Source organism: Klebsiella sp. Q2 (genome assembly GCF_009900705.1).
Classification (GTDB): domain Bacteria; phylum Pseudomonadota; class Gammaproteobacteria; order Enterobacterales; family Enterobacteriaceae; genus Klebsiella; species Klebsiella quasipneumoniae.
In genome coordinates, this window is sequence record NZ_JAAABE010000001.1 from 1,229,867 (window position 1) to 1,252,880 (window position 23,014).

The 23,014-nt window shown below is 55.9% G+C and carries 20 protein-coding genes, 1 tRNA gene and 1 pseudogene; 6 read left to right on the forward strand and 16 right to left on the reverse strand.

All coding sequences use genetic code 11. The annotated features are described in order from the left end of the window. Window positions 1-189: 189 nt before the first annotated feature. Genes GT756_RS06015 through iolE form a run of 3 tightly spaced genes read right to left on the reverse strand, consistent with a single transcriptional unit; the run spans window position 190 to window position 3,320 of the window. Window positions 190-1,221 carry a Gfo/Idh/MocA family protein gene (locus GT756_RS06015; protein ID WP_160124605.1) on the reverse strand — a complete coding sequence of 344 codons (1,032 nt, stop codon included), beginning with the start codon at window positions 1,219-1,221 and terminating at the stop codon, window positions 190-192. 9 nt (window positions 1,222-1,230) lie between these two features. After that, the gene (locus GT756_RS06020) at window positions 1,231-2,403 is read right to left on the reverse strand and encodes a Gfo/Idh/MocA family protein (RefSeq protein WP_004202397.1); all 1,173 of its coding nucleotides are present in this window, start codon (window positions 2,401-2,403) and stop codon (window positions 1,231-1,233) included. Beyond that, window positions 2,400-3,320, reverse strand: coding sequence for a myo-inosose-2 dehydratase (gene iolE, locus GT756_RS06025; protein WP_004202396.1), 921 nt, complete (start codon window positions 3,318-3,320; stop codon window positions 2,400-2,402). Before iolE ends, GT756_RS06020 begins: the two co-directional genes overlap by 4 nt. Window positions 3,321-3,893: 573 nt before the next feature. Here iolE and GT756_RS06030 point away from each other — a divergent pair. Beyond that, window positions 3,894-4,319: a hypothetical protein gene (locus GT756_RS06030; RefSeq protein ID WP_043521403.1), complete on the forward strand. Its 426-nt coding sequence runs from the start codon at window positions 3,894-3,896 to the stop codon at window positions 4,317-4,319. A gap of 131 nt (window positions 4,320-4,450) precedes the next feature. Here the strand turns inward: GT756_RS06030 and lysS are convergent, their stop codons facing one another. From lysS to GT756_RS06065, 7 genes are all read right to left on the reverse strand, one after another. Continuing rightward, window positions 4,451-5,968 (reverse strand): lysine--tRNA ligase, encoded by a 1,518-nt coding sequence (gene lysS / locus GT756_RS06035; RefSeq protein ID WP_004202393.1) that lies wholly within the window; start codon window positions 5,966-5,968, stop codon window positions 4,451-4,453. Between the two features lie 338 nt (window positions 5,969-6,306). Beyond that, a complete protein-coding gene (gene dtpD / locus GT756_RS06040; RefSeq protein ID WP_004202391.1) occupies window positions 6,307-7,782 on the reverse strand; it encodes a dipeptide permease DtpD in 1,476 nt (491 codons plus the stop codon). Window positions 7,783-7,841: 59 nt separating this feature from the next. Beyond that, the gene (cadA, locus tag GT756_RS06045; protein WP_002892486.1) at window positions 7,842-9,989 is read right to left on the reverse strand and encodes a lysine decarboxylase CadA; all 2,148 of its coding nucleotides are present in this window, start codon (window positions 9,987-9,989) and stop codon (window positions 7,842-7,844) included. Window positions 9,990-10,071: 82 nt separating this feature from the next. Further along, window positions 10,072-11,406: a cadaverine/lysine antiporter gene (gene cadB / locus GT756_RS06050; RefSeq protein ID WP_004202389.1), complete on the reverse strand. Its 1,335-nt coding sequence runs from the start codon at window positions 11,404-11,406 to the stop codon at window positions 10,072-10,074. Between the two features lie 365 nt (window positions 11,407-11,771). After that, the gene (gene cadC / locus GT756_RS06055) at window positions 11,772-13,340 is read right to left on the reverse strand and encodes a lysine decarboxylation/transport transcriptional activator CadC (protein WP_017898812.1); all 1,569 of its coding nucleotides are present in this window, start codon (window positions 13,338-13,340) and stop codon (window positions 11,772-11,774) included. A gap of 289 nt (window positions 13,341-13,629) precedes the next feature. Beyond that, window positions 13,630-13,902, reverse strand: a complete 273-nt coding sequence (locus GT756_RS06060) for a DUF1471 domain-containing protein (RefSeq protein ID WP_004202387.1) — start codon at window positions 13,900-13,902, stop codon at window positions 13,630-13,632. 100 nt (window positions 13,903-14,002) lie between these two features. Beyond that, window positions 14,003-14,923, reverse strand: coding sequence for a Kdo(2)-lipid IV(A) acyltransferase (locus GT756_RS06065; RefSeq protein WP_017898813.1), 921 nt, complete (start codon window positions 14,921-14,923; stop codon window positions 14,003-14,005). Window positions 14,924-15,431: 508 nt separating this feature from the next. Between GT756_RS06065 and GT756_RS06070 the strand changes: the two genes are divergently transcribed. Then, entirely contained in the window at window positions 15,432-16,298 is an 867-nt protein-coding gene (locus GT756_RS06070; protein WP_004202384.1) for a GNAT family N-acetyltransferase, read from the forward strand. 72 nt (window positions 16,299-16,370) lie between these two features. Here the strand turns inward: GT756_RS06070 and GT756_RS06075 are convergent, their stop codons facing one another. After that, window positions 16,371-17,675 (reverse strand): citrate synthase, encoded by a 1,305-nt coding sequence (locus tag GT756_RS06075; protein WP_064150565.1) that lies wholly within the window; start codon window positions 17,673-17,675, stop codon window positions 16,371-16,373. 45 nt (window positions 17,676-17,720) lie between these two features. Further along, entirely contained in the window at window positions 17,721-17,861 is a 141-nt protein-coding gene (locus GT756_RS25780) for a hypothetical protein (protein ID WP_053087926.1), read from the reverse strand. A 302-nt stretch (window positions 17,862-18,163) separates the two neighbouring features. Between GT756_RS25780 and GT756_RS06080 the strand changes: the two genes are divergently transcribed. Beyond that, window positions 18,164-18,334: a hypothetical protein gene (locus GT756_RS06080; RefSeq protein ID WP_023319874.1), complete on the forward strand. Its 171-nt coding sequence runs from the start codon at window positions 18,164-18,166 to the stop codon at window positions 18,332-18,334. A gap of 78 nt (window positions 18,335-18,412) precedes the next feature. Here GT756_RS06080 and uraH read toward each other — a convergent pair whose 3' ends face one another. After that, the gene (gene uraH, locus GT756_RS06085; protein WP_160124606.1) at window positions 18,413-18,814 is read right to left on the reverse strand and encodes a hydroxyisourate hydrolase; all 402 of its coding nucleotides are present in this window, start codon (window positions 18,812-18,814) and stop codon (window positions 18,413-18,415) included. A gap of 392 nt (window positions 18,815-19,206) precedes the next feature. Further along, window positions 19,207-19,500: a hypothetical protein gene (locus tag GT756_RS06090; RefSeq protein WP_004202381.1), complete on the reverse strand. Its 294-nt coding sequence runs from the start codon at window positions 19,498-19,500 to the stop codon at window positions 19,207-19,209. Between the two features lie 298 nt (window positions 19,501-19,798). Here GT756_RS06090 and GT756_RS06095 point away from each other — a divergent pair. Further along, window positions 19,799-19,936: pseudogene (locus GT756_RS06095) on the forward strand (integrase); the annotation flags it as partial. Window positions 19,937-19,951: 15 nt separating this feature from the next. Here GT756_RS06095 and GT756_RS06100 read toward each other — a convergent pair. Further along, window positions 19,952-20,028 (reverse strand) — tRNA-Arg (locus GT756_RS06100). Between the two features lie 351 nt (window positions 20,029-20,379). On the opposite strand from GT756_RS06100, the gene folD reads away from it, so the two are divergent. After that, complete coding sequence (folD, locus tag GT756_RS06105) at window positions 20,380-21,246, forward strand: bifunctional methylenetetrahydrofolate dehydrogenase/methenyltetrahydrofolate cyclohydrolase FolD (protein ID WP_004143017.1); 867 nt, start codon at window positions 20,380-20,382, stop codon at window positions 21,244-21,246. 1 nt (window position 21,247) lies between these two features. After that, window positions 21,248-21,460 (forward strand): ribosome-associated protein YbcJ, encoded by a 213-nt coding sequence (gene ybcJ / locus GT756_RS06110; RefSeq protein ID WP_004143016.1) that lies wholly within the window; start codon window positions 21,248-21,250, stop codon window positions 21,458-21,460. A 45-nt stretch (window positions 21,461-21,505) separates the two neighbouring features. Here the strand turns inward: ybcJ and cysS are convergent, their stop codons facing one another. Continuing rightward, the gene (gene cysS, locus GT756_RS06115; RefSeq protein ID WP_004204706.1) at window positions 21,506-22,891 is read right to left on the reverse strand and encodes a cysteine--tRNA ligase; all 1,386 of its coding nucleotides are present in this window, start codon (window positions 22,889-22,891) and stop codon (window positions 21,506-21,508) included. Window positions 22,892-23,014: the final 123 nt, after the last annotated feature.

Consider the following 23,014-nt stretch of genomic DNA (forward strand, 5'->3'; position numbering starts at 1 on the left):
AGCTATCAGGCTCTGAACCTGCCTTTATGCCGGGCGGCGGCAACGCCTTGCCCGGCCTACATAACACAGGCATTAATCTGCTTTAATATCAAATGGTTGCATAGATATCCCAGGCCCGCGCAAGCGCAGCGCCGCCGGGCAATGGCGGACACGCTCGCGCTGCCTGCAAACCAAAGCCCGGCCGGCCCCTTAGCGTTCTTCGTTAAACACCGCGCCCACCTGGCGCCGCACCTCATCCATCACCTGCAGATTCTGCAGCACCCGACTGAGCGGCCGCAGCGGCGAGTCCTGCAGCCCCTGACCGACGCACCAGGCAAAATGCTCCGCCTGCCAGAACAGCTGGTCGTAGCGATTGCGCGGCTCTTCCCAGCGCAGCGCCTGCCCGCCCTGGCTGGCAGCGAGGGTGAACCCGCCGGGGGCGTAAAACTGACCGTCGATCGTCAGGGTCGCCTGGCGTCCGGCCACCACCGCCCCGCCCGGCGTGTTGCTGAACAACGTCGTGTTTAACAGCCCCTGCATCCCGTTCCGCCAGCTGAACAACATCGACGTCTGGCCGTTAAGCCCCTCTGCCGTCGCGCTGCCGCGGGCGACTATCTCCTGCGGCATGCCGCCCACCATTAGCGCAAACGAGGTCAGATAGCTGCCGAGATCCATCATCGGCCCGCCGGCAAGGTCGGCATTAAAGATGCGGTGGTCGGTAGTAAAATACTCGCCGTGATCGGCCAGCAGGGTATGCAGGTCGCCGAGCACCCCATCCTCCAGCAGCTGGCGGATCACATCATACTTCGGCGCGTAATCGCACCACATCGCCTCCAGCGCCAGCTTTCCCTGGCGGGTGGCTTCGGCCTGCAGTTCACGTCCTTCGCCAAGGTTGAGCGCGAAGGGCTTCTCAATCAGCACGTGTTTGCCCGCCTTCAGCGCCTGCATGCCGTCGGGAAAGTGATGGTTGTGCGGCGTCGCAATATACACCGCATCAATATCCGGACGCGCCAGCATCTCCGCCACATGGCCGTAAGCCTGGGGGATCCCCCATTCCGCGGCTACCCGGTCGGCCTTCGCCTGGCTGCGGGAGGCAACGGCCACCACCTGCTGCCGGCTCTGGGTTTTCAATGAGTGCACAAAGCGCTCGGCGATCCAGCCTGGACCGATGATGCCCCAGCGCAGGGAGGGAATGCTCTGCGCCGCCGGGCGGCGCGGGGTCGGTAATTGTGAGGGAAACATAGCGGCTCCTTAATCCTTAACCACGTTAACCCAGCGACGGCTGACCATTGAGGCTTCAATCGCCGACAGCACGCGCTGATTCTGTAAACCAAATTCAAAGCTGGGATAGCAGTCGTCGTCCCCGCAAATCCCCTGCACCAGGTCATGCACTTCAATCACCTTGACGTCAAAATAGCCCAGCCCGCCGCCGCCAAAATCGAAGCCGAAGAAGCCGGCATAGGCCGGGATCTGGCTCCCGGCATACAGCGTTTTAAAGCCGCGGTCGTGTTTGTCATCGCGGAAGCGATAGACCTGCAGTTCGTTAAAGCGCTCCCCGTCCATATACAGCGTGCCTTCGGTGCCGGAGACCTCCCAGAACACGCCGAAGATGCGCCCGGCGGCGATGCGTGAGGCCTCAATCACCCCCGCGGCGCCGCTGTCGAAATTGACCAGACACTGAACCTGATCGTCATTTTCCACTTCCCGCCACTCGGCATCGGCCGCGACCCGGCTGGCATACCCGGCATCGGTCTGCGGTACCGGACGCTGGCGCAGACAGGTTTGCGCGCTGGCGGTCACTTCACGGATCCCGCCCATCAAAAACTGGGCGACGGACAGGGTATGGGCGCCGAGGTCGCCAAGCGCCCCGCTGCCGCCGAGGGTTTTCGAGCAGCGCCAGGACCAGGGCAGGTTCGGGTCGTTATAAAACCCCTGATCAAAGGTGCCGCGAAAGCGCACCGGTTCGCCAATATCGCCCCGTGCGATAATCTGCTTTGCCAGCAGCGCCGCCGGGGTTTTGATGTTGTTAAAGGCCACCATGGTCTTCACCCCCGCGCGCCGGGCCGCCTGCGCCATCTCCTGCGCCTGCTGCTCGTTAACCGCCAGCGGCTTCTCGCAATAGACATGTTTACCCGCCGCGATCGCCGCCATCGCCATCGTGTAGTGCAGATGGTTCGGCGAGGTAATATCCACCACGTCCACCAGCGGATCGTTCACCAGTTCGCGCCAGTCACCGTAAGCCTTCTCCGCCCCCAGCTTCACCGCATGACGTTCGGCCAGCGCCTGATCCTGATCCGCCAGCGCGTAAAGATAGGGGCGCTTCGGCAGATCGGGATAGAACATGGCCGCGCGACGGTAAGCGTCGGCGTGCGCCTGGCCCATAAAACCGGAGCCGATGAGACCAATATTTAACCGCGCGCTCATGATGCGTGCTCCTCTGATGATGAAGGGGACGAGAAATGGTGTGCCAGCCAGGCGAAGGCGCGGCGGGCGGTGGCCAACGGCGGCGCCATCGCCGGGTCCTGCTCGGCTTCGATAATCAGCCAGCCGCGGTAGTCGCTGTCGCGGGCAAAGTCGAGGATCGGCGCATAGTCGATGCAGCCGTCGCCTGGGATGGTAAACAGCCCGGCGCGCACCGCCTCGTTGAAGCTCAGGTTTTCGCGATACAGGCGCCCCAGCACCTGCGGACGGACGTCTTTCAGATGCAGATGGCGTATACGGTGACCATATTTTTCCAGCACGCGCGGGATATCGACCCCGGCGACGAAGGCGTGTCCGGTATCAAACGCCAGCCCGACGTTGTCATGGGTCTGTGACAGAAACCGCTCCAGCTCATCGTCGTGCTCCACCAGCATCATCAGGTGATGGTGATAGGCCAGCCGCAGACCGTAGTCCCGCAGCAGCAGGTCGGCAAAGGTATTCAGCTTATGGCAATACGCCGTCAGACTGACGCGGCTTAACGGCGGTGAGAGCGAGATCGGCTCATCAAGCGGCGTTTCACCGGGCAGTTGCCCGCACTCGCCATAGACCATGACCCTGGCGCCGAGCTGCTGGAGGAGCTGCGCGTGGCCCCGCACCGCCTCCAGCTCCGCTTCCACGCTGCGGTCAGCCAGTAAGCCGCTGTACCAGCCGGACGCCAGCCGCAGGTCAGCCGCCGCCAGCAGAGGCCCCAGCGTCTCCGTTTGGCGGGGAAACTTGCGCCCTAACTCAATGCCCTGAAATCCCGCCTCCCGCGCCTCGCGCAGACAGGTGTCGAGAGGGATATCGCCGCCTAAATCCTCCAGCACATCGTTGGTCCAGCACAGGGGGCTAATGCCCCACTGCAGGTGCTCTGTCGCCATGTTTATCTCCTTTTCAGCCAGTCGTCTGGTGTGCCGTCACTATAAGCAGGCGACGACCAGCGATGAAAACGGAGAAATGATGGAAATCCATCATTGCCGCGGGCGGAATATCCGTTGTCGCCAGTAGCCCTGAAAAATTAATGGAAATAATGCTTGCTGCAGGCTTATTTTGCAGATAAAAATTACTGGCTTAATAACCCGTTCCAGAGGTTATCCCTTTCATTCGAAATATGATGATAGCAATATGAAAAAAACTCAATACCGCACCAGCGCGGGCTTTAGCCCTGCGCCCAGGCCTGGCCTGCTGTTATTTGCGTAAGTGACAAATAATCGCTTTTAAAACATCAATTACTTAACATTCTCTCTGCAATAATATGACAAGCAGCGGGAAGATACGGTGATAAATAAAATCAGGGTAATGATGTTTTTACAAATAAATAACTCTTCGCCTTTCTGCTCATTATTTGTCAGGAATGGCTGCGGTTATATTTATTCTGACGCCCCCGGAGAATACACCAATGTGTATCAACCTTTATGACAATGCGCGCCGCTATCGCAATGAGAAACAATAAGATGAATAAGATCTGGCTTTTCACCACCCTCACCCTGGCGCTGGTCGCCGCCGCGCCGGCCCACGCCATTAGCGCGAAATACCGGGAGCAGCTTGAACGCTCCGGATGTACGCAGATGACCGACGGGACCACCTGCGATATTCATAAAACCAAAGCCGAGAATGCCGCCGCCGCGCAGCAGGCCAGCAGCGGCTTCGGCCCCTGGCTGGGCACCTGGTATGTTTATACTGAATATGGCGATAAAATTGATGAGATTACCGTCACCGCTAAAACGGTGAAAACTCATGGTCATCTGGTGGAGGACGCGAAAGCGAGCCAGGGTAAGCTGACTTTCCGGGTGAAAAACTCAACCTTTACTCTCAACGACGCCTTTAACGGCAACTGGACAAACGGCAGCCAGCGCGGCACGTTGCAAAAAATAGAGTAAACTCCCTGCTCCCCGGCGGGGGCACACCATGCCGATAGACTGCGGTGACCGGTTCGTCCGGCCAGGCAAGCAATGTGATGTGACTCATGCGGGGAGACCTCCCGGCGCGGGCCGGGAGGAAGTGCAACAGATTACTTCTGCGGACGCATGGCCGGGAAGAGGATTACGTCGCGGATGGTATGGCTGTTGGTAAACAGCATCACCATGCGGTCGATACCGATGCCCAGACCGGCGGTCGGCGGCAGGCCGTACTCCAGCGCGGTGACGTAGTCTTCGTCATAGAACATCGCTTCGTCATCGCCCGCCGCTTTGGCGTTGACCTGATCCTGGAAACGCTGCGCCTGATCTTCCGCATCGTTCAGCTCGCTGAAACCGTTACCGATTTCGCGGCCGCCGATGAAGAACTCGAAGCGGTCGGTGATTTCCGGGTTCACGTCGTTGCGGCGCGCCAGCGGGGAGACTTCTGCCGGATATTCAGTGATGAAGGTCGGCTGGATGAGGTGCGCTTCCGCCACTTCATCGAAGATTTCGGTGACGATGCGCCCCAGACCCCAGCTTTTCTCTACCTGAATGCCGAGAGATTCCGCCAGCGCTTTCGCCGCGTCGAAGTTATCCAGATCCGCCATGTTGGTTTCCGGACGATGTTTTTTGATCGCCTCGCGCATGGTCAGTTTTTCAAACGGCTTGCCGAAGTCAAACACCTGGTCGCCATACGGCACCTCGGTTTTGCCCAGCACCGTCTGCGCCAGGGTGCGGAACAGCGACTCGGTCAGTTCGATCAGGTCTTTGTAGTCCGCGTACGCCATGTACAGTTCCATCATGGTGAACTCTGGGTTATGACGTACCGAGATCCCTTCGTTGCGGAAGTTACGGTTGATTTCAAACACGCGTTCGAAACCGCCGACCACCAGACGTTTCAGATACAGTTCCGGCGCGATGCGTAGGTACATATCGAGATCGAGCGCGTTGTGATGAGTGATAAACGGACGGGCGGACGCGCCGCCAGGGATCACCTGCATCATCGGGGTTTCCACTTCCATAAAGCCGCGAGCCACCATGAACTGACGCATGGTCGCGAGGATCTGCGAGCGGATGCGGAACGTATGGCGCGACTCTTCGTTAGCGATCAGATCCAGATAGCGCTGGCGATAGCGGACTTCCTGATCCTGTAGGCCGTGGAATTTATCCGGCAGCGGGCGCAGGGCTTTGGTCAGCAGGCGCAGCTCGGTGCAGTGGATGGAGAGTTCGCCGGTTTGCGTTTTGAACAGCTTGCCGCGGGCGGCAATGATGTCGCCGAGATCCCATTTCTTAAACTGTTCGTTGTAGACGCCTTCCGGCAGGTCATCGCGGGCCACGTACAGCTGGATACGGCCGCCGACGTCCTGGAGGGTGACGAAGGAGGCTTTGCCCATCACGCGGCGGGTCATCATCCGGCCGGCCACCGCAACTTCAACGTTCAGGGAAGCGAGTTCATCGTTATCCTTCGCATCGAATTCAGCGTGCAATTGGTCAGAGGTATGATCGCGACGGAAATCGTTGGGGAAAGCTACGCCCTGCTCACGCAGCGCAGCCAGTTTTTCGCGACGAGTTTTCAGTTCATTATTAAGGTCAATGGCCTCATCGGCACCTTGTGCTTGTTGTTCAGACATATGGGTTCCTCATAACCTTGCTTTCAAACTAGCTTCGATAAATTGAACCAGGTCACCCTTCCGCGCGGCCTGTCTCCGGCTTTACACCGAAGAACAAGAGTAACGAATCTGGCTTCACTTCAAGCTGATCTCACTCAGCTATGCCTTCACTAACGGTATTTTTTATCGTTGGCTTCCGCGCCTGCCAGAATATCCTCCTCCTGTTCACTACGCTGTGCAAGGAGCGGCTTTGCGCTCCGCTGTTGATGGAATACCCCCGATCGCGCTGCGCTTACCGGGGCGATAAATCGCGCTGGCCGATAGCCCGGCGGAGGCGGTTACACCCGCCGGGACGCGCATCAGGCGCCGCCGCCGGGAAGTTCGCCAGCCGCCGCGCGGCGTTTGCCGACGCTACAGGCTGCGGCAAAGGCGATAATCACCATCACCGCCACGCAGCCGAGGGTCCATTCGCCCATCTGCGAGAAAAAATGCTGATAGGCGGCAATCGCCGTATCGCTGATTTGCGATTCGGTGGTCTGCTGGGCGACCACGCCCGCCAGCCAGTTGGCCACCGCGCCGGTGGCCAGCATGTAGATCCCGGTCAACACCCCGGTGACGCCGGGCATGTTCAGGCGGGTGATTTGCGCCATCGCCACCGGGTCGATAAACAGTTCGGCAAAGCCCATCATCGCCAGCCCGGCGACCATCATGCCCATCGAGGCCTGACCGTCAGCGGCGCCGTGGCGGGCATTAAGCGCCAGCAGCATAAAGCCGCCGCCCATCAGCAGCAGGCCGAAAGCGAATTTCAACCAGACGCGCAGCACCGAACGTACGCTGCCTTCCGGACGCATCAGCCACGCCAGTACCACGCCGGCCGCCATCACCGCCACCGCATTAACCGACTGGAACAGCGCCGTCGGCACCTCCCAGTTCAGCAGGCGGCGGTTAACAAAGTGGTCGATAAACAGGCTAATCGAGCTCCCGCCCTGCTGAGCCAGCACCCAGAACAGCGTCCCGGCAAGCATCAGCAGGACGATCTGCCATAGCGCGCGACGATGCTCGGGCGCTTTGATCATGATCCGCGCCACCATCTGGGCGGCAAACAAGCAGACGATCGCCAGCAGATAGCCGGACCAGTTGTTTTGCAGTAGCAGTGTGAAGAACACCGGCGCCAGGCACAGCATCACCAGCAGCCAGCCCCAGGTCGGCAGCACGAATTTCACCGCCCGCAGCGCCGGTTTATCGACGCCGCGGGTATGCCGGAAATGGCGGCTGCCGCTTAAGAAAATCATCAGTCCGATGAACATACCGATTCCCGCCAGGGCGAAGCCGATATGCCAGCCGTACCACTGGGCCGCCAGCCCGCAGGCGATGGGCGCGGCGATGGAGCCGACATTGCCGGCGGCGTACAGCAGCGAGAAGCCGCCGTCGCGACGCGGATCGTCGTGGGCGTAGAGTTCGCCAAGCAGGCAGCTGATATTGGATTTGAACAGGCCATAGCCGCAGATAATGATCGCCAGCGCGACGTACAGGCTCCATGCGGAGGTCGACTCAACGCCCAGCACCACGTGGCCGAGAGTCATCAACAGCGCCCCGGCAATCACCGCCGTGCGGTTGCCGAGCAGACGGTCGGCAAGCCAGCCGCCGAGAATAGGGGTAACGTAAACCAGAGATGCGTAAGCGCTGAACAGGCTGATGGCGTGGCTGTCGTCGAAGCCAAGCTGGTGGGTGAGGTAGAGGATGAGTAAGGCGCGCATGCCGTAAAAGCTGAAGTACTCCCAGATCTGGATCGCAACGATGTAGTAAATCGCGCGCGGCTGTGAGGGTGTTTTCATGTGTTCTCCTTGCAGCGTGAAAAAGGGAAGTGGCAAGCCACTTCCCTGGTGTGCGTCTATTACTTGTTATTCTCTTCTTTCAGCACTTTAACGGTGTAACGACCATCCGCCTGACGATAGGCGCCGTGGATATCGGTTTCGAAGCCCGGGTAGTGGGCGCCGATTTCGCACAGCATCTGCAGGAACTCCAGCACCGGACGGCTCTCTTCGGTGATCATTTCACCCGGCATCACCAGCGGCACTCCCGGAGGATACGGCAGGATCATGTTGGCGTTGACGCGGCCGACCATCTCTTCGAGGTACACTTCTTCCGTCTGACCGTGCAGCTCTTTCTGGAACGCGGCATACGGGGTCATCACCATCGATGGCAGCACTTCGAAGGCGCGGAACATCAGATCCGGCAGGTTGTGGTGCTCAATCAGTTTGTGAATGTTCTGCGCCAGGTCCTGAATACGCATGTTCTCATAGAATTCAGGATCTTCACGGTACAGCGACGGCAGCATGTTTTTCACCCGCAGGTTCAGGTCGAACGCGCGTTTGAAGTCGGTCAGCGCACGCAGCAGGCTCAGCGCTTTGGTTTTGTCGATACCGATGCTGAACAGGAACAGCAGGTTGTACGGACCGGTTTTCTCCACCACGATGCCGTGTTCGTCGAGATATTTCGCCACGATGCTTGCCGGAATACCGAAGTCATCCATGGTGCCGTCTTTCTTCATCCCCGGAGTCAGCAGCGTGACTTTGATCGGGTCGAGGTACATGTGTTCGTTATCGATGTTTTTGAAACCGTGCCATGCACTGTCGGAGCGCAGCGGCCAGCATTCAGGGCCGTCGATATGTTCCGGCTGCCATACGTCGAAGAACCAGCCGTCAGACTCGCCTTTCAGACGTTTGATCTCTTTACGGAACTTGATGGAACGTTCGATAGAGCCGTCGATCAGGCGCTTACCGGCGTTGCCTTTCATCATCGCTGCCGCGGTTTCGGTGGACGCCACGATCCCGTAGTGCGGAGAGGTGGTGGTGTGCATCATGTAGGCTTCGTTAAAGGTCTCTTCGTTAACGTCGCCTTTCACGTGGATCATCGACGCCTGAGAGAACGCCGCCAGCAGTTTGTGCGTGGACTGGGTTTCGTAAATCACTTTCCCTTCGACGCGGCCGCCGCTCATCCCGCATTTGCCTTCATAGATCGGCGAGAAGTTGGTGTAAGGCACCCACGCGGAGTCAAAGTGGATGGATTTCACATCCAGGGTTTTCTTGATGAAGTCAGTGTTGTACAGCAGACCATCGTAAGTCGAGTTGGTGATCACCGCGTGTACCGGCCAGGTCGCGTTCGGCGTCTCTTTCACACGCTTGGCGATAGTCGCGTGCTGGAATTCGCTCTGCGGGATACCGCCGAGGATGCCGTAGGCGTTACGGGTCGGACGGAAGTAGATCGGCGTAATGTCGCTCATCATCATCAGGTGAGTCAGCGATTTGTGGCAGTTACGGTCAATCAATACGGTGCTGCCGGCCGGCGCGGAGTACATACCGACGATTTTGTTGGCGGTAGAGGTGCCGTTGGTCACCATATAGCTGCGTTCAGCATTGAATACGCGAGCGATATACTCTTCCGCTTCTTTGTGCGGGCCGCTGTGGTCCAGCAGGGAACCCAGTTCAGAAACCGAAATCGAGATATCGGATTTCATGGTGTTGGAGCCAAAGAAATCGTAGAAGATGCTGCCTACCGGGCTTTTCTGGAAGGCGGTACCGCCCATGTGGCCCGGGGTACAGAAGGTGTATTTGCCTTCACGCACATATTTGAACAGCGCTTTGGTCAGCGGCGGCAGAATGGTGTCGATATATTCGTCAGTGTTCTGTTTGATTTTGTTCGCGATATCTTCCGCAGCGCCCAGCGCATATTCGAAGAAGCGAACCTGCATGCGCAGATCGTTCAGGCTAACGTCCAGCGTGGAGTAGGTGTTAGCGAACGCATACAGCGGCATGTACTCGTTCATTTTGCTGATTTCTTCGCACAGCTCGAGATTGTATTTATCCCAGTCGAAGATCACGCCGCACAGACGAGAGTTGTTTTCGATCAGTTTTAATAAGTCGTCACGGTCGTTCGGGTAGACAATGCGGAAGTCCAGGCGTTCGAGAGCACGATGCAGTTCACGGATGGGTTCTTCTTTGAAGTAAACCCCCATGTGATTCATGATTGCAATAACGTTCATAGTCAAATCTCCAGATGTAGAAAGCCCCTCCCGTCGCGCTATGACAGGTGATGGAAGGAGCCTCAGGAAAAAGGGTTACTGATTAGTGCGCGTTAGCGGGGCTGTTGCTATCCGATGTGTTGTTCTGGCGCTGGTGCATTTTGCGACCGTAGAACATCAGGATAATAAGGCTAACGATAAAGGTGCCGGCCAGTTCGAAGGAGCTTGCGCCCATCAGCGCGATGAAGCAGAACACGCAACCCAGTACCGAACAAATCAGGCTGACAAAGTTACGGATGTTGATGCCTTCGAAACGAATCAGGTCAACACAGGAGTAGAAGTAAGGCAGCATGGTCAGCAGTACCGCGATACCGGTCAGTTCGCCGAACAGGTCAGAGGCTTTACCACCGGCGGAGTTCATCAGGGTAATCAGCACCATCAGCGCGGTCATTTTCACTGCGGCCAGCAGCAGGCCTTTTTTCGGGATACCGTTGCTATCAACTTCGCCATACACTTTCGGGAAGTTACCGTCGTTGGCGGCGCGGACACCGGCCTGGCCAACCAGCATCATCCACGAGCCCAGAGAAGTCAGGCAGGCAAAGGCGGTGAAAGCGGATACCATCGGCGCAGCCCAGCCGCCGAGAATAGTAGAGGCGCTAATCGCGAACGGCGCACCCGACGCAGCCATCTGAGAAGCAGGATACATACCGGCGATAACCTGAGTCGCGGCGATATAGACGATACCGGCCATCGCAGTACCCAGCATGGTAGCCAGCGGTACGGTACGTTTCGGGTTTTTCACCATCCCGGTACTCACGGCGGCGGATTCTACGCCAACGAAGGCCCACAGGCAGAGCAGGATACTTTTAATGACCGCGTGGCTATCGGTGGTGCTGGAGGTGTTCCAGTTCGCCTGATAGGTAGCGACATCAAACCAGTGCCAGCCGACGACCGCGGTCATCACCACTGGAATAAGCACCAGCACCAGACCAATAGTGGTCAGACGGCTGACCCAGGTCCCGCCGAGCATATTAACGAAAGTAAAGATCCACACGATGGCAATACAGGCAATCCCTGCTGGCACCGGGTTATTTAAAATGGGGAAGAACGTAGACAGATAAGAAACTGCGGTAATCCCGATAGCCAGGTTACCAATCCAGTTTGCGTGATAATAAAGTACACCGGTCTGGAAACCGAATGCCGGAGATATTTCTCCTGCGTAAGCAATTGGGCCACCCTGCTGCGGGTTTTTAGTGGCCAGTCGGGCATAAACATAAGCCAGAGACATCGCACCAATAATTGAAATTACCCAGCCCCAAATGGCAATACCACCGATGCTGGCCAGGTTCGCAGGTAATAATGCAATACCGCTCCCCATCATATTACCGGCGACAACACCGGTACAGGCAAATAGCCCGATCTTCTTGGCAGAACTCATGGTTGTTTTTCTCCTAAGTTTATTTGGGAGGTACAGATCATGATACAGAACCATTAATTGACCCGACCAACTGCCAACAAGATTACTGATTTGTACGAGATAAGTCATAAAGATAAAGTGAAATAACAACAAACATCAGACAAATGATATTTTGACCTTTTTCGCTTAACATATAAACATGACAACAGGGTGTCAGAAAAAGATAAACATTGTTGTTTTACATACACTTAAACCAGATGCGGCGTGTTGCCGAACTGTTATTTAAAGCCTCCTGAATGCTAAATACAAATAACAACAAGAGGCTTCATGAGAAACATAAATTTAACCTCATCATGCCCAAAACCTTGCACACGATGAGGGTTTACTTATTCTGAAGAGAGGAAATTATCGAGATACGGAACCACCCGGTTGACCGACGTCTGGAAAACCCCGTTTTCAATCCAGTACAATGTGTCTCCCCCGGGGCGTAAATTAAACGCCGTAATGTAAGAATCTGCTGCCAGCCGGTTCTCACCTTTCATCTCATAGACTTTGCCTAACAGCACATAATTCAGCCACGACATCTCTAAATCGATCGCACTGTTAATAGCGGTATTCGCTTCATCGACTTTGCCCTTCCCCAGCAAATCCACCGCTTTTATTTGATAATAAATCGCCATGTCTTTAATACCTGGCATCTCCCCTACCCGCTCAACTTCGCTATAGAGGGCTGCCAGCTGTTTATCATCCAGCGGCTGTTGCGAATGGCGTAATACATCCACCAGCGTCTTTTCGGCATACGCATAAATAAAATCAGGTGCCCGTTTAATCACATCATCCAGCAGGCTGCTGGCCTTACTTAATGAGTCAACATCGCCCTTCATTAACAGCTGATGCGACTGGTAGAAATAGGTTAACGCCACGCTTTGCGACGGCTGATACTGCCTGAGCATCGCCTGCATCCGCGCCGGCCACGGCTGCGTCAGGGCATCCGACAGGCTGTTCATCAGATCGTTCTGGATGGTGAGCTGGTTGTCATTGGTCACAAAGTAGCGCTTATCGAGCATCGTCGAGCTGTCGGCATTATCCACCAACTGGACCGACATAAAGCACTGCTGCGCCCGGTAGTGGCGCTGATTGACGAACTCAATGGTTAGCGTTTTACCGGAACTGCTCGGCTCATTGATGTTGTAGTCCGTTTTGTCATGCACCATAAAGGTCGAGAAGGTGTTCAGCGAGGTGGTGATCAGGCTGGCCAGGCCGACCGCGTAGGAGTGCTGCGACGACCAGTTGGTGCAGGAGTTACCATTCACCAGGTGGATATCGATATCGCGCGGATTAAGCAACAGGCGCGCCTTGTTGACCGGCGGCCGCGATTCCATGCTCGACAGCGCCACCAGCGCCACGCAGGTGCCCAGCGCCAACAGGAACAGTCCCCACACCAGGGCAGTGGTGAGCCGTTTACGCACTGACGGCGCGCTGGCCACTGTCGGAGCGGGAGCTGGCACGGCGGGATCGGCGGCGGAGACGGGCGCATCGGGCGGCGCACCGGCAGCCGGCGGCGCGGTCGCGGCGACCGAAGGCGAAGGCGTCAGCGCCTCCATCTGTGGGGCGAGTTCCTCCCCTTCTTCGGTGCACCAGATCACCGGCACCGTGAGCTTATACCCCCGTTTGGGTACCGTCGCGATGTACTCAAGGCTAACGTCGTCGCCGTCTTTGAGCGACTTGCGCAGTTCAGAAATACTCTGCGTGACGACGTGGCTGGTCACAACATTCCGGGTCCAGACGTTTTCGATAAGCTCGTCCCGGCTAAGCACTTCCCCCGGATGGCGAGCGAAAAAGACCAGAAGGTCGATTAAACGCGGTTCAAGGGTAAGCTGGCGCCCCTTCCTGCTGATTTGGTTTACAGAGGGGGTTACCAGCCATTCACCGACGCGAACAACAGGTTGTAGCATACAAGAAAGCCCCAGACAAAAAGGGAAAGGCGCGATGATAACACATTTGTCCTACCTATTTTTGCCAGGGGTCACTCCCTCAGGCATTAGGTCAGAATTGGCTCTTTATTAACAATAAAAAGCAATAATTCATTAACATCGTGATCATGAAATCTATATATAGCGATAAAAAACGTTTTCGCTTCCGCTTAGCCGTCGGAACGTGGGCAGCGGAAAAAAATAAGCCCGGAGGCGTAATGCGCTCCAGGCTCAGTCAATGGCGTGCCGTTATGGCACGCGGAAGAATCGATTATTTATACACTTCCGCTGTGGCTTCAAAGTTAGGACCGTGCTCACGCGCAGCAGTAATCACGTAGTACTTTCCGCCTTTCTCATCGGCCAGCTTAGAGAGCTGATCGTGCAGATCGGAAGGTGAAGAGAACTGCCCACCTGACGGCCCCACCGAGATCGGTCCGACCTTGGTCAGTTTGAAGTGTTTAGCTTCTTCTTTGGTGATCAACTGCGCGGCGGACGCGCCAAATGCAACGGCGGAAAGGGCTAACGCGACTATCACTTTTTTCATCCTGCAATCTCCTTGGAATGGGCCTTAGATCAGGCTCTTTCAGTATAGACGGCGATTTAATAAGCGTGCTACCGGTGCGCTGATTTTTTGGCCGCAGCGTTCAGTAACGCGGCGGCACCCCTTCCGGGCGGGTCTTAAAGCGCCGGTGCAGCCACATATATTGTTCAGGCGCCATCAGGATGCACTGTTCGATAATCTGGTTCATCCACGCCGCGGTAACCTCGGCGCTGGCCAGCGGCGGCGTGCGCTCCGGCGTCAGGGAGATCAGCTCATATCCCATACCGTTAGGCTTGCGTCGCGGAACAAACGGCACAATCGTCGCCCCGGACATCTTCGCCAGCATCCAGGTGCCGGTGGTGGTCGCCGCCTGCTCGACAGCAAACAGCGGCGCAAAAACGCTGCTGGCCGGCCCGTAATCATGATCCGGCGCGTACCAGAGGATCTCTCCCTCTTTCAGCGCCCTGACCATGCCTTTCAGATTTTTTCGATCCAGCATGGTCTTGTTCGAGCGCAAGCGTCCCCAGGTCTGCAGCCAGTCAATCAGCGGGTTATCATTGGGCCGGTAGACGCCGATCCCCGGGGTAAACATGCCATACATTCTCGCCCCCATTTCGAGGGTCAGAAAATGGATACCGATCAGTAAGATGCCCTGCTTTTGTTCCAGAAGTTCGACCACCTCGTTTACGCCGCTGGTCTCGGTCCAGCGCGCCACCCGGTGCGTCGGCCAGAACCAGGCCATGCCGGTCTCCATCAGCCCCATGCCCAGCGATTCAAAGTTTTTCACCAGCAGTGCCTCACGCTCGGCGACGCTCATCGCGGGAAAGCAGAGTTCGAGATTACGTCTGGCAATCCGTGCGCGGCTTTTCATCACCCGCATTGCCAGCCGCCCGAGCGCAGTGCCCAGTCGGTAGATCACCGGATACGGTAATTGCACCAGCAGCCATAAGAGGCCAATTCCCAGCCATAACAGCCAGTAACGCGGGTGCAACAGCGCGCGGGAAAATTTGGGTAAATTTGACATAGTAATCCTGTTAATTCACTCAATAATAGCTGAGCAAAAACCGCGAAATAAAGTAGCGGATCCTGCCGGTTGTATTTTTCCAATTCGTGCGGTAACACTAAGACACAAAGCACGATATTATACGTTGTTCAATCACTAATTTCAGTCTTGCGATTGCGGCTACTCTATTATTAGCCACATCGCGTAAAACTTCCTTTTTTACGCATAAAAAAATAAACCAGACCTCTACAGCGCGACTGGTTGCCCAAAAAACAAACAGCATATTTTCTCATCGCCTGTTGCATTGGCCCCGTGGTTGCTCTGCAGCACGGAGATAACGTGCTGCGCGGCGGGATGTTCAACGTCATTTGTGACGCCTTCATGCGGTTATTTGTGACTCGGGCAAAGGTTAAGCATCGACATTGCGGATCCTTTTCCCAGATATGCTACGTTTACAGCGCTCATTCGACGCAAGTGCCTTTGCCGACGTCGTCGCTTTCAGAAGCCATAGTGAGAAGGAACTATGACAATGAATTATCAATTAGTGAAGCAAGTCAGAGAAAATAACATATTAAGAAAAAGCTTCATTGACCTTGCCGTTAAGACTTTCGACCTGTCTTTTGAAGAGTGGTATCAGCAAGGTTACTGGACCGACGCCTATATCCCCTACGCCTTTGTCGAACGTAATAAAATTATCGCTAACGCCTCGGCCAACATCATCGATCTGCGCTGGCAGGGCGAGCCCCGGCGGTATATTCAGATTGGTACCGTGATGACCGAACCGGACCACCGCAATAAGGGATTAGCCGGCCAGCTTATCCACCATATTCTGCAGGACTGGCAGCAGGAGGCGGACGCCTTCTTTTTATTTGCCAATCCCACCACGGTGGATTTTTACCCCAAATTTGGTTTCACCCGCAGCGAAGAGCATCAATATATTATGCCGGTCGCTCCGCGCGCTGGTGATTTTCGCAAACTGGATATGGACAGCGCTGACGATGTCGCCCTGCTCCGCCATTACTATGAAAAATCCAACCCGTTCTCACCGCTGCGGGTGGAGCACAACTTTGGCCTGCTGATGTTTTATTGCTCAGCCTTTATGAAGCATTTCGTTTACTATTCGGCAAAAAATGAGGCAGTGGTTATCGCCATGCAAAACGGTCCGGTGCTGATCTGCTTTGACCTGTTCTGCGATGCGGGCAAAAGCCTGTCGACGCTGGTCAACGAGCTGGCCGATGACCATGTTTACCAGGCTATCCTCGGCTTTACCCCCAATGAAGACCGGCTCGGCGAGTACGAGAAGATTGAAGGAGAAGATATCCTCTTTGTCTATGACCAGAAGGAAAACTTGTTTAAAGACAGGAAGTTGATGTTTCCTTTACTGGCGCATGCCTGACGGCGCCGCGCCGCCAGGCAGATCAGTTATAGGTCACCACGAAGGTCGCGCTGGCGTTCGCCTCACCCGCTGTCACTGCGGGCCCGTTGACCGCTCGCCGCGTCGGGAGACGTAATCCCGATAGCCCTCGCCAACGTAAATCTGCCGTGGCCGGTAGATGGTCAGCGGCGCCTGGTGCATCTCGTTCCAGTGCGCCACCCAGCCGACCGTCCGGCCGACCGCGGTGACCACCGCAAACATCGACGAAGGCAGATGCATCGCCTTGAGGATCACCGCGGTATAAAAATCCACGCTCGGCGACAGGCCATTTTCCACAAAGTAGGGATCGGTCAGCGCCACGTCCTCAAGGGCCATCGCTACCTGCAGCAGGCGGTCAGACATGCCTACCTCCGCCAGGACCCGATGGCTGGTTTCACGCAGGATATCGGCGCGCGGGTCACGGTGACGGTAGCGTGAGTTGCCAAAACCGAGGCGGCGAAATGCCTGCGGATCGCGCTTCGCCTGGCGCAGAAACGCCGGAACCTGATCGACGCTTTCAATCTCCTCCAGCATCCGCATGCTCGATTCATTGGCGCCACCGTGCATTGGCCCCCACAGCGACGCCAGCCCGGCGGCGACGCAGGCGAATAAGTTCGCTCCGGAGGAGCCCGCCGCGCGCACCGTGGTGGTGGAGGCGCACTGCCCATGATCGGCATGCAGGACCAGGATCTGGTTCATCGCCTGCTCGATAACCGGATTGAGGACGTACTTCTCGGCCGGGATAGCAAACAGCATCTGCAGGAAATTTCCGGCATAGGAGAGATCGTTGCGCGGATAGGCGGCGGGTTGTTCAATGGTGTACTTGTAGCTCATGGCGGCGATAGTGGGCATTTTCGACAGCAGCCGCGTGGCGGCCAGCGCCCGGTGCTGCGGATTTTCCACGTCCAGGACATCATGATAGAACGCCGCCAGCGCCCCCACCAGAGCACACATCAGCGCCATCGGGTGCGAATCGCGGCGAAAGCCGCTGCACATGCGGGCTATCTGCTCGTGCACCAGGGTATGGCGGGTGATGGTCTCGCGAAACGTTTGATAGCTGGCCTCATCCGGCGCGTCGCCCCGCAGCATGATGTACGCCACCTCGAGAAAATCACACTGGCGAGCCAGCTGATCCACCGGATAGCCGCGGTGCAGCAGCACGCTGTTTTCCGTATCGATCCACGAGATCGCCGACTGGCATCCGGCGGTGTTGGCGAAGCCGGGGTCGTAGCTGCAGAATCCGGAGTGATTCAGCTCGCGTATGTCGACTCCCACATGGCCCCGGGTTCCCGGCACCTGCGGCAGGGTGATGGGCGTCGGTTGCCCGGCAATAGAAAGCGTTAACGGTGTGGTGCTCATCCTGTCAGTTCCCCCAGCAGCTTATCAGCGACCTGAAGTCATTCTTCAGGCGGAAAGACCAACATAACCAATGTGATGCAGCTTATTCATTGATGTCATCACTATGACTCTGACAAAGAGGATATTTTGCTGGCCTTTCCGGGGAAACAGGCCATCTTTCCCCACCCCATCGTCGGATAGCGGCACAAATCGCCAAGGATAAAGGCGATCAGCGCTGTCAAAATTTACGCTGAGTACAGAAAGGATGAAGAGGAGCTACCATGAATTTTGTGCTGTCGATGACGCTTATCTGCATCGCCATCGCCTGGCTGATGATGAGCCTCCTGCCGGTCTAACCGCCCCACAGTGGCCTGGATAACGCCCCCCTTCCGCCGTGGTCTTCACCGCTGAGGTTTCACCAGAGCCAGACAAGAAGCACTGGTTGCATATCAGGCTGTTGCGTTTTTCCGCCCAGGGGTAGGCTAAAGGCCCACTGTTAAGGAGGTGATATGTCTGGACTGATCAACCCACATGCGGCCCCGGAAGAAGCAGCCTATGCGCTGCTGATTGAGCTGGTTCGCGCCCAGCGCGTGCCGCAATATGAAGGCGATATTTCCGGCCTGCTGGCGATATACGACGAAGCCGTTAAACACTTTAAAGAGAAAGAGCCCGAGCGTTAGGCATGGAGGTCGTTGTGCGGGGAAAGGGTGACGCCTGCGGGAGACGCGCAGGCGTTGGCTGGATAGCGGCTTGGGTCATCAGCTGCCGCGGTAGGTAGAGTATCCGTACTGACTGAGCAGCAGCGGGATATGCAGTTTTTGATTTTGCTTTGTGACATTGAAAATAACCGGAATCACCGGGAAGAACGTATTCATGTTTTGGCTTTTAAAATAGTCACCGGTTTTAAACGTCACTTTATAAACCCCCGGCTCCATATTCTCCGCCTGCGGATAGAGCGATTTAATCCGCCCATCGGCATCCGTTTTGCCGGTGGTGATATGCTGCCAGCTCTCCCCTTGCTGCTTATCCAGCTCAATCTGCACCCCCGGCGAAGGGAGCCCGGTTTGCTGATTAAGAATGTGTACGCTGAGCGTCCCCTCTGGCGCCGCCAGCGCGCTGAAGCTGAGAAGGGAAATTACGGAGGCGATAACTAATTTCATAATCGTGACCTTTTGGGCAAGTGAAAGTGCCCTAACTATAGTCAGGGCGGCGGGGAAAAAAATTAAACTTTTTGTTATCAGATTGAGTTGATGGGTACTGTCTCCACACACAACACGCTGAACCGGTTTTGTCGTGAGAAGAGGGAGTATCTGATGTGTGAGTAATCCGGTGCTCTTCGTAACAGGATACGTGGCACTTAATCCGTCAGAGAGGGAAAAAGATTAGCTGGGGTCAAATATCACAAGGTTAAATAATATATGCCGTGGCCTCTGCCGCCTCTAACAGAACAGTGCTTACTGCAAATGGCCTGCCGTATTCGAAATAATCATTTAATATTATTTAACCTACTATTCCAGTGTAAGTAATCACCTGGTTCAGATAATGATTAGTATCATTGATTCTCTTGTCGCCACGCCTTCACCATCTCCTTTGTTACCTCTTTCTTGTAGCAAATAGGTGAGTACCCACCAGCTTTGCTCCAGGCACTGCGGCCACCGCACGAGCTGCCGTTCCGGGCTGTATTGAAGGGACAGGCACAGGTACCGGGATAGGATGCGACAGAGTCATCAATAATTCTTTGCCTGACCTGATCATCGCTTAAGGAATTCGATTTGGCGATGGAAATATCTGATGCAAAGACACACACAACAGCGAATACGGAGATGGCGACGAATTTGATGTTCATTTGGATCTTTCCAGGCAGTGGATGAACATCGAGGGTATGCTTTCAAATAGTGTTCAATATTGATCTTTAACAACTGTACTTCACGCCAGCTTAAAATGCGATACTTAACCCAGTCAGACATAACCTAAAGCTATAATGACTATTAGCCTGTTACCGGCAACATATTTTCACATTCCTGCAGAGCGCTTATTCTGCACTCAGCTATAACCAGCATTAACCATTCTGTTCGATATTACAGAGCCGTAATGCTGTACTCTCACTGGCCATCGTCCGACAGATACTGCAAGACATTAGAATCATCGAAATGGTCCGTCGCTATGCTCACCTGGCGTCGAACCACCTGACTGAACACGCACGGAAAATTTTGGTCATTTTTGTCGCTAGCGACACAAATACGACACAAGGAGGAAATCCGACTGGGTTAAAACTGACATAACTTATTGTTTTTTAATGGCACGCCCTACAGGATTCGAACCTGTGACCTACGGCTTAGAAGGCCGTTGCTCTATCCAGCTGAGCTAAGGGCGCCCTGAGAAGCGAGTGCTTCGCGGAGTGAAACGCCTGGAATTATACGGTCCACGTCGGTTGAGTCAATCCATTTTGCCAGGAAACTGCGGGGCTTATACGACGCTGGCGAAATATCCTCCACCAACTGTACAAGAAGCATACCGCCGGGCCTAATGCGCGCGTAAATCGACTCAGTGGCCAGGCGCAACGCACCTATAACCATGTAATAACTATGGTAATAACTATGGTAATAACAGGCTAAATTAGCCTCAGACAGGATAAAACAGCAAACGAGGACTGACAGCGAGGCCGGCTTCTGACAAAATATCCTCATCCCCCTTTCGTAAAGATACAGATGGAATCCTCTCTCTGATGGCAGCAAAAATTATTGACGGTAAAACGATTGCGCAGCAGGTACGCTCTGAGGTTGCGGAAAAAGTGAAGGCTCGCGTTGCGGCCGGAAAACGCGCCCCTGGGCTGGCCGTCGTGCTGGTCGGCAGCAACCCGGCCTCGCAGATTTATGTCGGCAGCAAGCGCAAAGCATGTGAAGAAGTGGGCTTCGTCTCCCGCTCTTACGATCTCCCGGAAACCACCAGCGAAGCCGAGCTGCTGGAGCTTATCGACACCCTGAATGCCGATAAGACCATCGACGGTATTCTGGTTCAGCTGCCCCTGCCTGCAGGGATAGATAACGTCAAAGTTCTTGAGCGCATCGCGCCGGATAAAGACGTTGACGGCTTCCATCCTTACAACGTTGGCCGCCTGTGCCAGCGGGCGCCGCGCCTGCGTCCGTGCACCCCACGCGGTATCGTGACGCTGCTGGAACGCTACAATATCGACACCTACGGCCTGAATGCGGTGGTCATTGGCGCCTCCAATATCGTTGGCCGCCCAATGAGCATGGAGCTGCTGCTGGCCGGCTGCACCACCACCGTCACCCACCGCTTTACCAAAAACCTGCGCCATCATGTCGAAAACGCCGACCTGCTGATCGTCGCGGTGGGTAAACCGGGCTTTATTCCTGGCGAATGGATCAAAGAAGGGGCGATTGTGGTCGATGTCGGCATTAACCGTCTGGAAAGCGGCAAAGTGGTCGGCGACGTGGTGTATGAAGATGCCGCTGAACGCGCCTCCTACATCACCCCGGTTCCCGGCGGCGTTGGCCCGATGACCGTCGCCACTCTGATTCAGAACACGCTGCAGGCGTGCGAAGAGTACCACGACGTTGAGGAGGCCTGAGATGGCGACATTTTCCTTAGGAAAACACCCGCACGTTGAGCTGTGCGATCTGCTGAAACTCGAAGGCTGGAGCGAAAGCGGCGCCCAGGCGAAGATCGCCATCGCCGACGGGCTGGTAAAAGTCGACGGCGCGGTGGAAACCCGCAAACGCTGCAAAATCGTCGCCGGTCAGACGGTGAGCTTTGAAGGCCAGAGCGTCACCGTCACGGCCTGACAGCGAAAAGGAAAACGCCCGCTTAAGCGGGCGTTTTTTTATGGCTTACTTCCGGCGCCAGGTGGTGCCCTGCGGGCCATCTTCCAGCACGATACCCATCTCGTTAAGACGATCGCGCGCCGCATCCGCCGCCGCCCAGTCTTTCGCTTTACGCGCGTCCAGACGCTGCTGGATAAGCGATTCAATTTCCGCCACTTCCGCGTCGTCAGCCTGCGCGCCGCTCTGCAGGAAGGCGTCCGGCTCCTGCTCCAGCAGCCCCAGCACCGACGCAAGCTTACGCAGGTGGGCCGCCATGGCGTTCGCCGCGGCCGCGTCCTCGGTTTTCAGACGGTTCACTTCGCGAGCCATATCGAACAGCACCGAGTAGGCTTCCGGGGTGTTGAAGTCATCGTCCATCGCCTCGATAAAGCGTGCTTCGAAGGCTTCGCCGCCCGCCGCATCGACGGATTTGTCGGTACCGCGCAGCGCAGTATACAGACGCTCCAGCGCCGAACGCGCCTGCTTAAGGTTCTCTTCGCTATAGTTCAGCTGGCTGCGATAGTGGCCGGACATCAGGAAGTAGCGAATGGTCTCGGCATCGTAATACTTCAGCACGTCGCGGACGGTAAAGAAGTTGCCCAGCGATTTCGACATCTTCTCGCGGTCGACCATCACCATGCCGGAGTGCATCCAGTAGTTAACGTACTCGCCGTCATGGGCGCAGGTGGACTGAGCGATTTCGTTTTCGTGATGCGGGAACATCAGATCGGAACCGCCGCCGTGAATGTCAAAATGGTTGCCCAGCTGTTTGCAGTTCATCGCCGAGCACTCGATATGCCATCCCGGACGGCCTGCGCCCCACGGCGACGGCCAGCTTGGCTCGCCCTCTTTCGACATCTTCCACAGGACGAAGTCCATCGGATTACGCTTGACGTCAACCACGTCGACGCGCGCCCCCGCCTGCAGCTGATCGAGATCCTGACGCGACAGCAAACCGTAGTTCGGGTCTGTCGGCACATCGAACATTACGTCGCCGTTATCCGCCACATAGGCATGGCCTTTGGCGATCAGTTGCTCGGTAATCTCGATGATCTCCGCAATATGATGCGTCGCGCGCGGCTCGCTGTCGGGACGCAAAATATTCAGGGCGTCAAAATCCTTGTGCATTTCGGCGATCATCCGATCGACCAGCGCGACAAAGCTTTCGCCGTTTTCATTAGCGCGCTTAATGATTTTGTCGTCGATATCGGTGATATTGCGCACGTACTTCAGCTTATAGCCGAGAAAACGCAGATAACGCGCCACAACGTCAAAAGAGACGAAGGTACGCCCATGGCCGATGTGACAGAGATCGTAAACGGTAATACCACACACGTACATGCCGACTTCCCCGGCATGGATAGGTTTAAATTCCTCTTTCTGGCGCGTCAGTGTATTAAAAATTTTTAACATCGAAGATTCCGTGTAGACGTGTGTGGGTAATGAAGCCTCTATAATACCCATAATTCAGACAGGACGCAGCACACATTGCAAGGTGCATCGACCCCCGCGGTTATGCTATAACACCCCCCTATA

Excerpts from the sequence above, each read along its gene's own strand:
- GT756_RS06015 (WP_160124605.1), bottom strand. The coding sequence starts at position 1,221 with ATGTTTCCCTCACAATTACCGACCCCGCGCCGCCCGGCGGCGCAGAGC.
- GT756_RS06020 (WP_004202397.1), bottom strand. The coding sequence starts at position 2,403 with ATGAGCGCGCGGTTAAATATTGGTCTCATCGGCTCCGGTTTTATGGGC.
- iolE (WP_004202396.1), bottom strand. The coding sequence starts at position 3,320 with ATGGCGACAGAGCACCTGCAGTGGGGCATTAGCCCCCTGTGCTGGACC.
- GT756_RS06030 (WP_043521403.1), top strand. The coding sequence starts at position 3,894 with ATGAATAAGATCTGGCTTTTCACCACCCTCACCCTGGCGCTGGTCGCC.
- lysS (WP_004202393.1), bottom strand. The coding sequence starts at position 5,968 with ATGTCTGAACAACAAGCACAAGGTGCCGATGAGGCCATTGACCTTAAT.
- dtpD (WP_004202391.1), bottom strand. The coding sequence starts at position 7,782 with ATGAAAACACCCTCACAGCCGCGCGCGATTTACTACATCGTTGCGATC.
- cadA (WP_002892486.1), bottom strand. The coding sequence starts at position 9,989 with ATGAACGTTATTGCAATCATGAATCACATGGGGGTTTACTTCAAAGAA.
- cadB (WP_004202389.1), bottom strand. The coding sequence starts at position 11,406 with ATGAGTTCTGCCAAGAAGATCGGGCTATTTGCCTGTACCGGTGTTGTC.
- cadC (WP_017898812.1), bottom strand. The coding sequence starts at position 13,340 with ATGCTACAACCTGTTGTTCGCGTCGGTGAATGGCTGGTAACCCCCTCT.
- GT756_RS06060 (WP_004202387.1), bottom strand. The coding sequence starts at position 13,902 with ATGAAAAAAGTGATAGTCGCGTTAGCCCTTTCCGCCGTTGCATTTGGC.
- GT756_RS06065 (WP_017898813.1), bottom strand. The coding sequence starts at position 14,923 with ATGTCAAATTTACCCAAATTTTCCCGCGCGCTGTTGCACCCGCGTTAC.
- GT756_RS06070 (WP_004202384.1), top strand. The coding sequence starts at position 15,432 with ATGAATTATCAATTAGTGAAGCAAGTCAGAGAAAATAACATATTAAGA.
- GT756_RS06075 (WP_064150565.1), bottom strand. The coding sequence starts at position 17,675 with ATGAGCACCACACCGTTAACGCTTTCTATTGCCGGGCAACCGACGCCC.
- GT756_RS06080 (WP_023319874.1), top strand. The coding sequence starts at position 18,164 with ATGTCTGGACTGATCAACCCACATGCGGCCCCGGAAGAAGCAGCCTAT.
- uraH (WP_160124606.1), bottom strand. The coding sequence starts at position 18,814 with ATGAAATTAGTTATCGCCTCCGTAATTTCCCTTCTCAGCTTCAGCGCG.
- GT756_RS06090 (WP_004202381.1), bottom strand. The coding sequence starts at position 19,500 with ATGAACATCAAATTCGTCGCCATCTCCGTATTCGCTGTTGTGTGTGTC.
- folD (WP_004143017.1), top strand. The coding sequence starts at position 20,380 with ATGGCAGCAAAAATTATTGACGGTAAAACGATTGCGCAGCAGGTACGC.
- ybcJ (WP_004143016.1), top strand. The coding sequence starts at position 21,248 with ATGGCGACATTTTCCTTAGGAAAACACCCGCACGTTGAGCTGTGCGAT.
- cysS (WP_004204706.1), bottom strand. The coding sequence starts at position 22,891 with ATGTTAAAAATTTTTAATACACTGACGCGCCAGAAAGAGGAATTTAAA.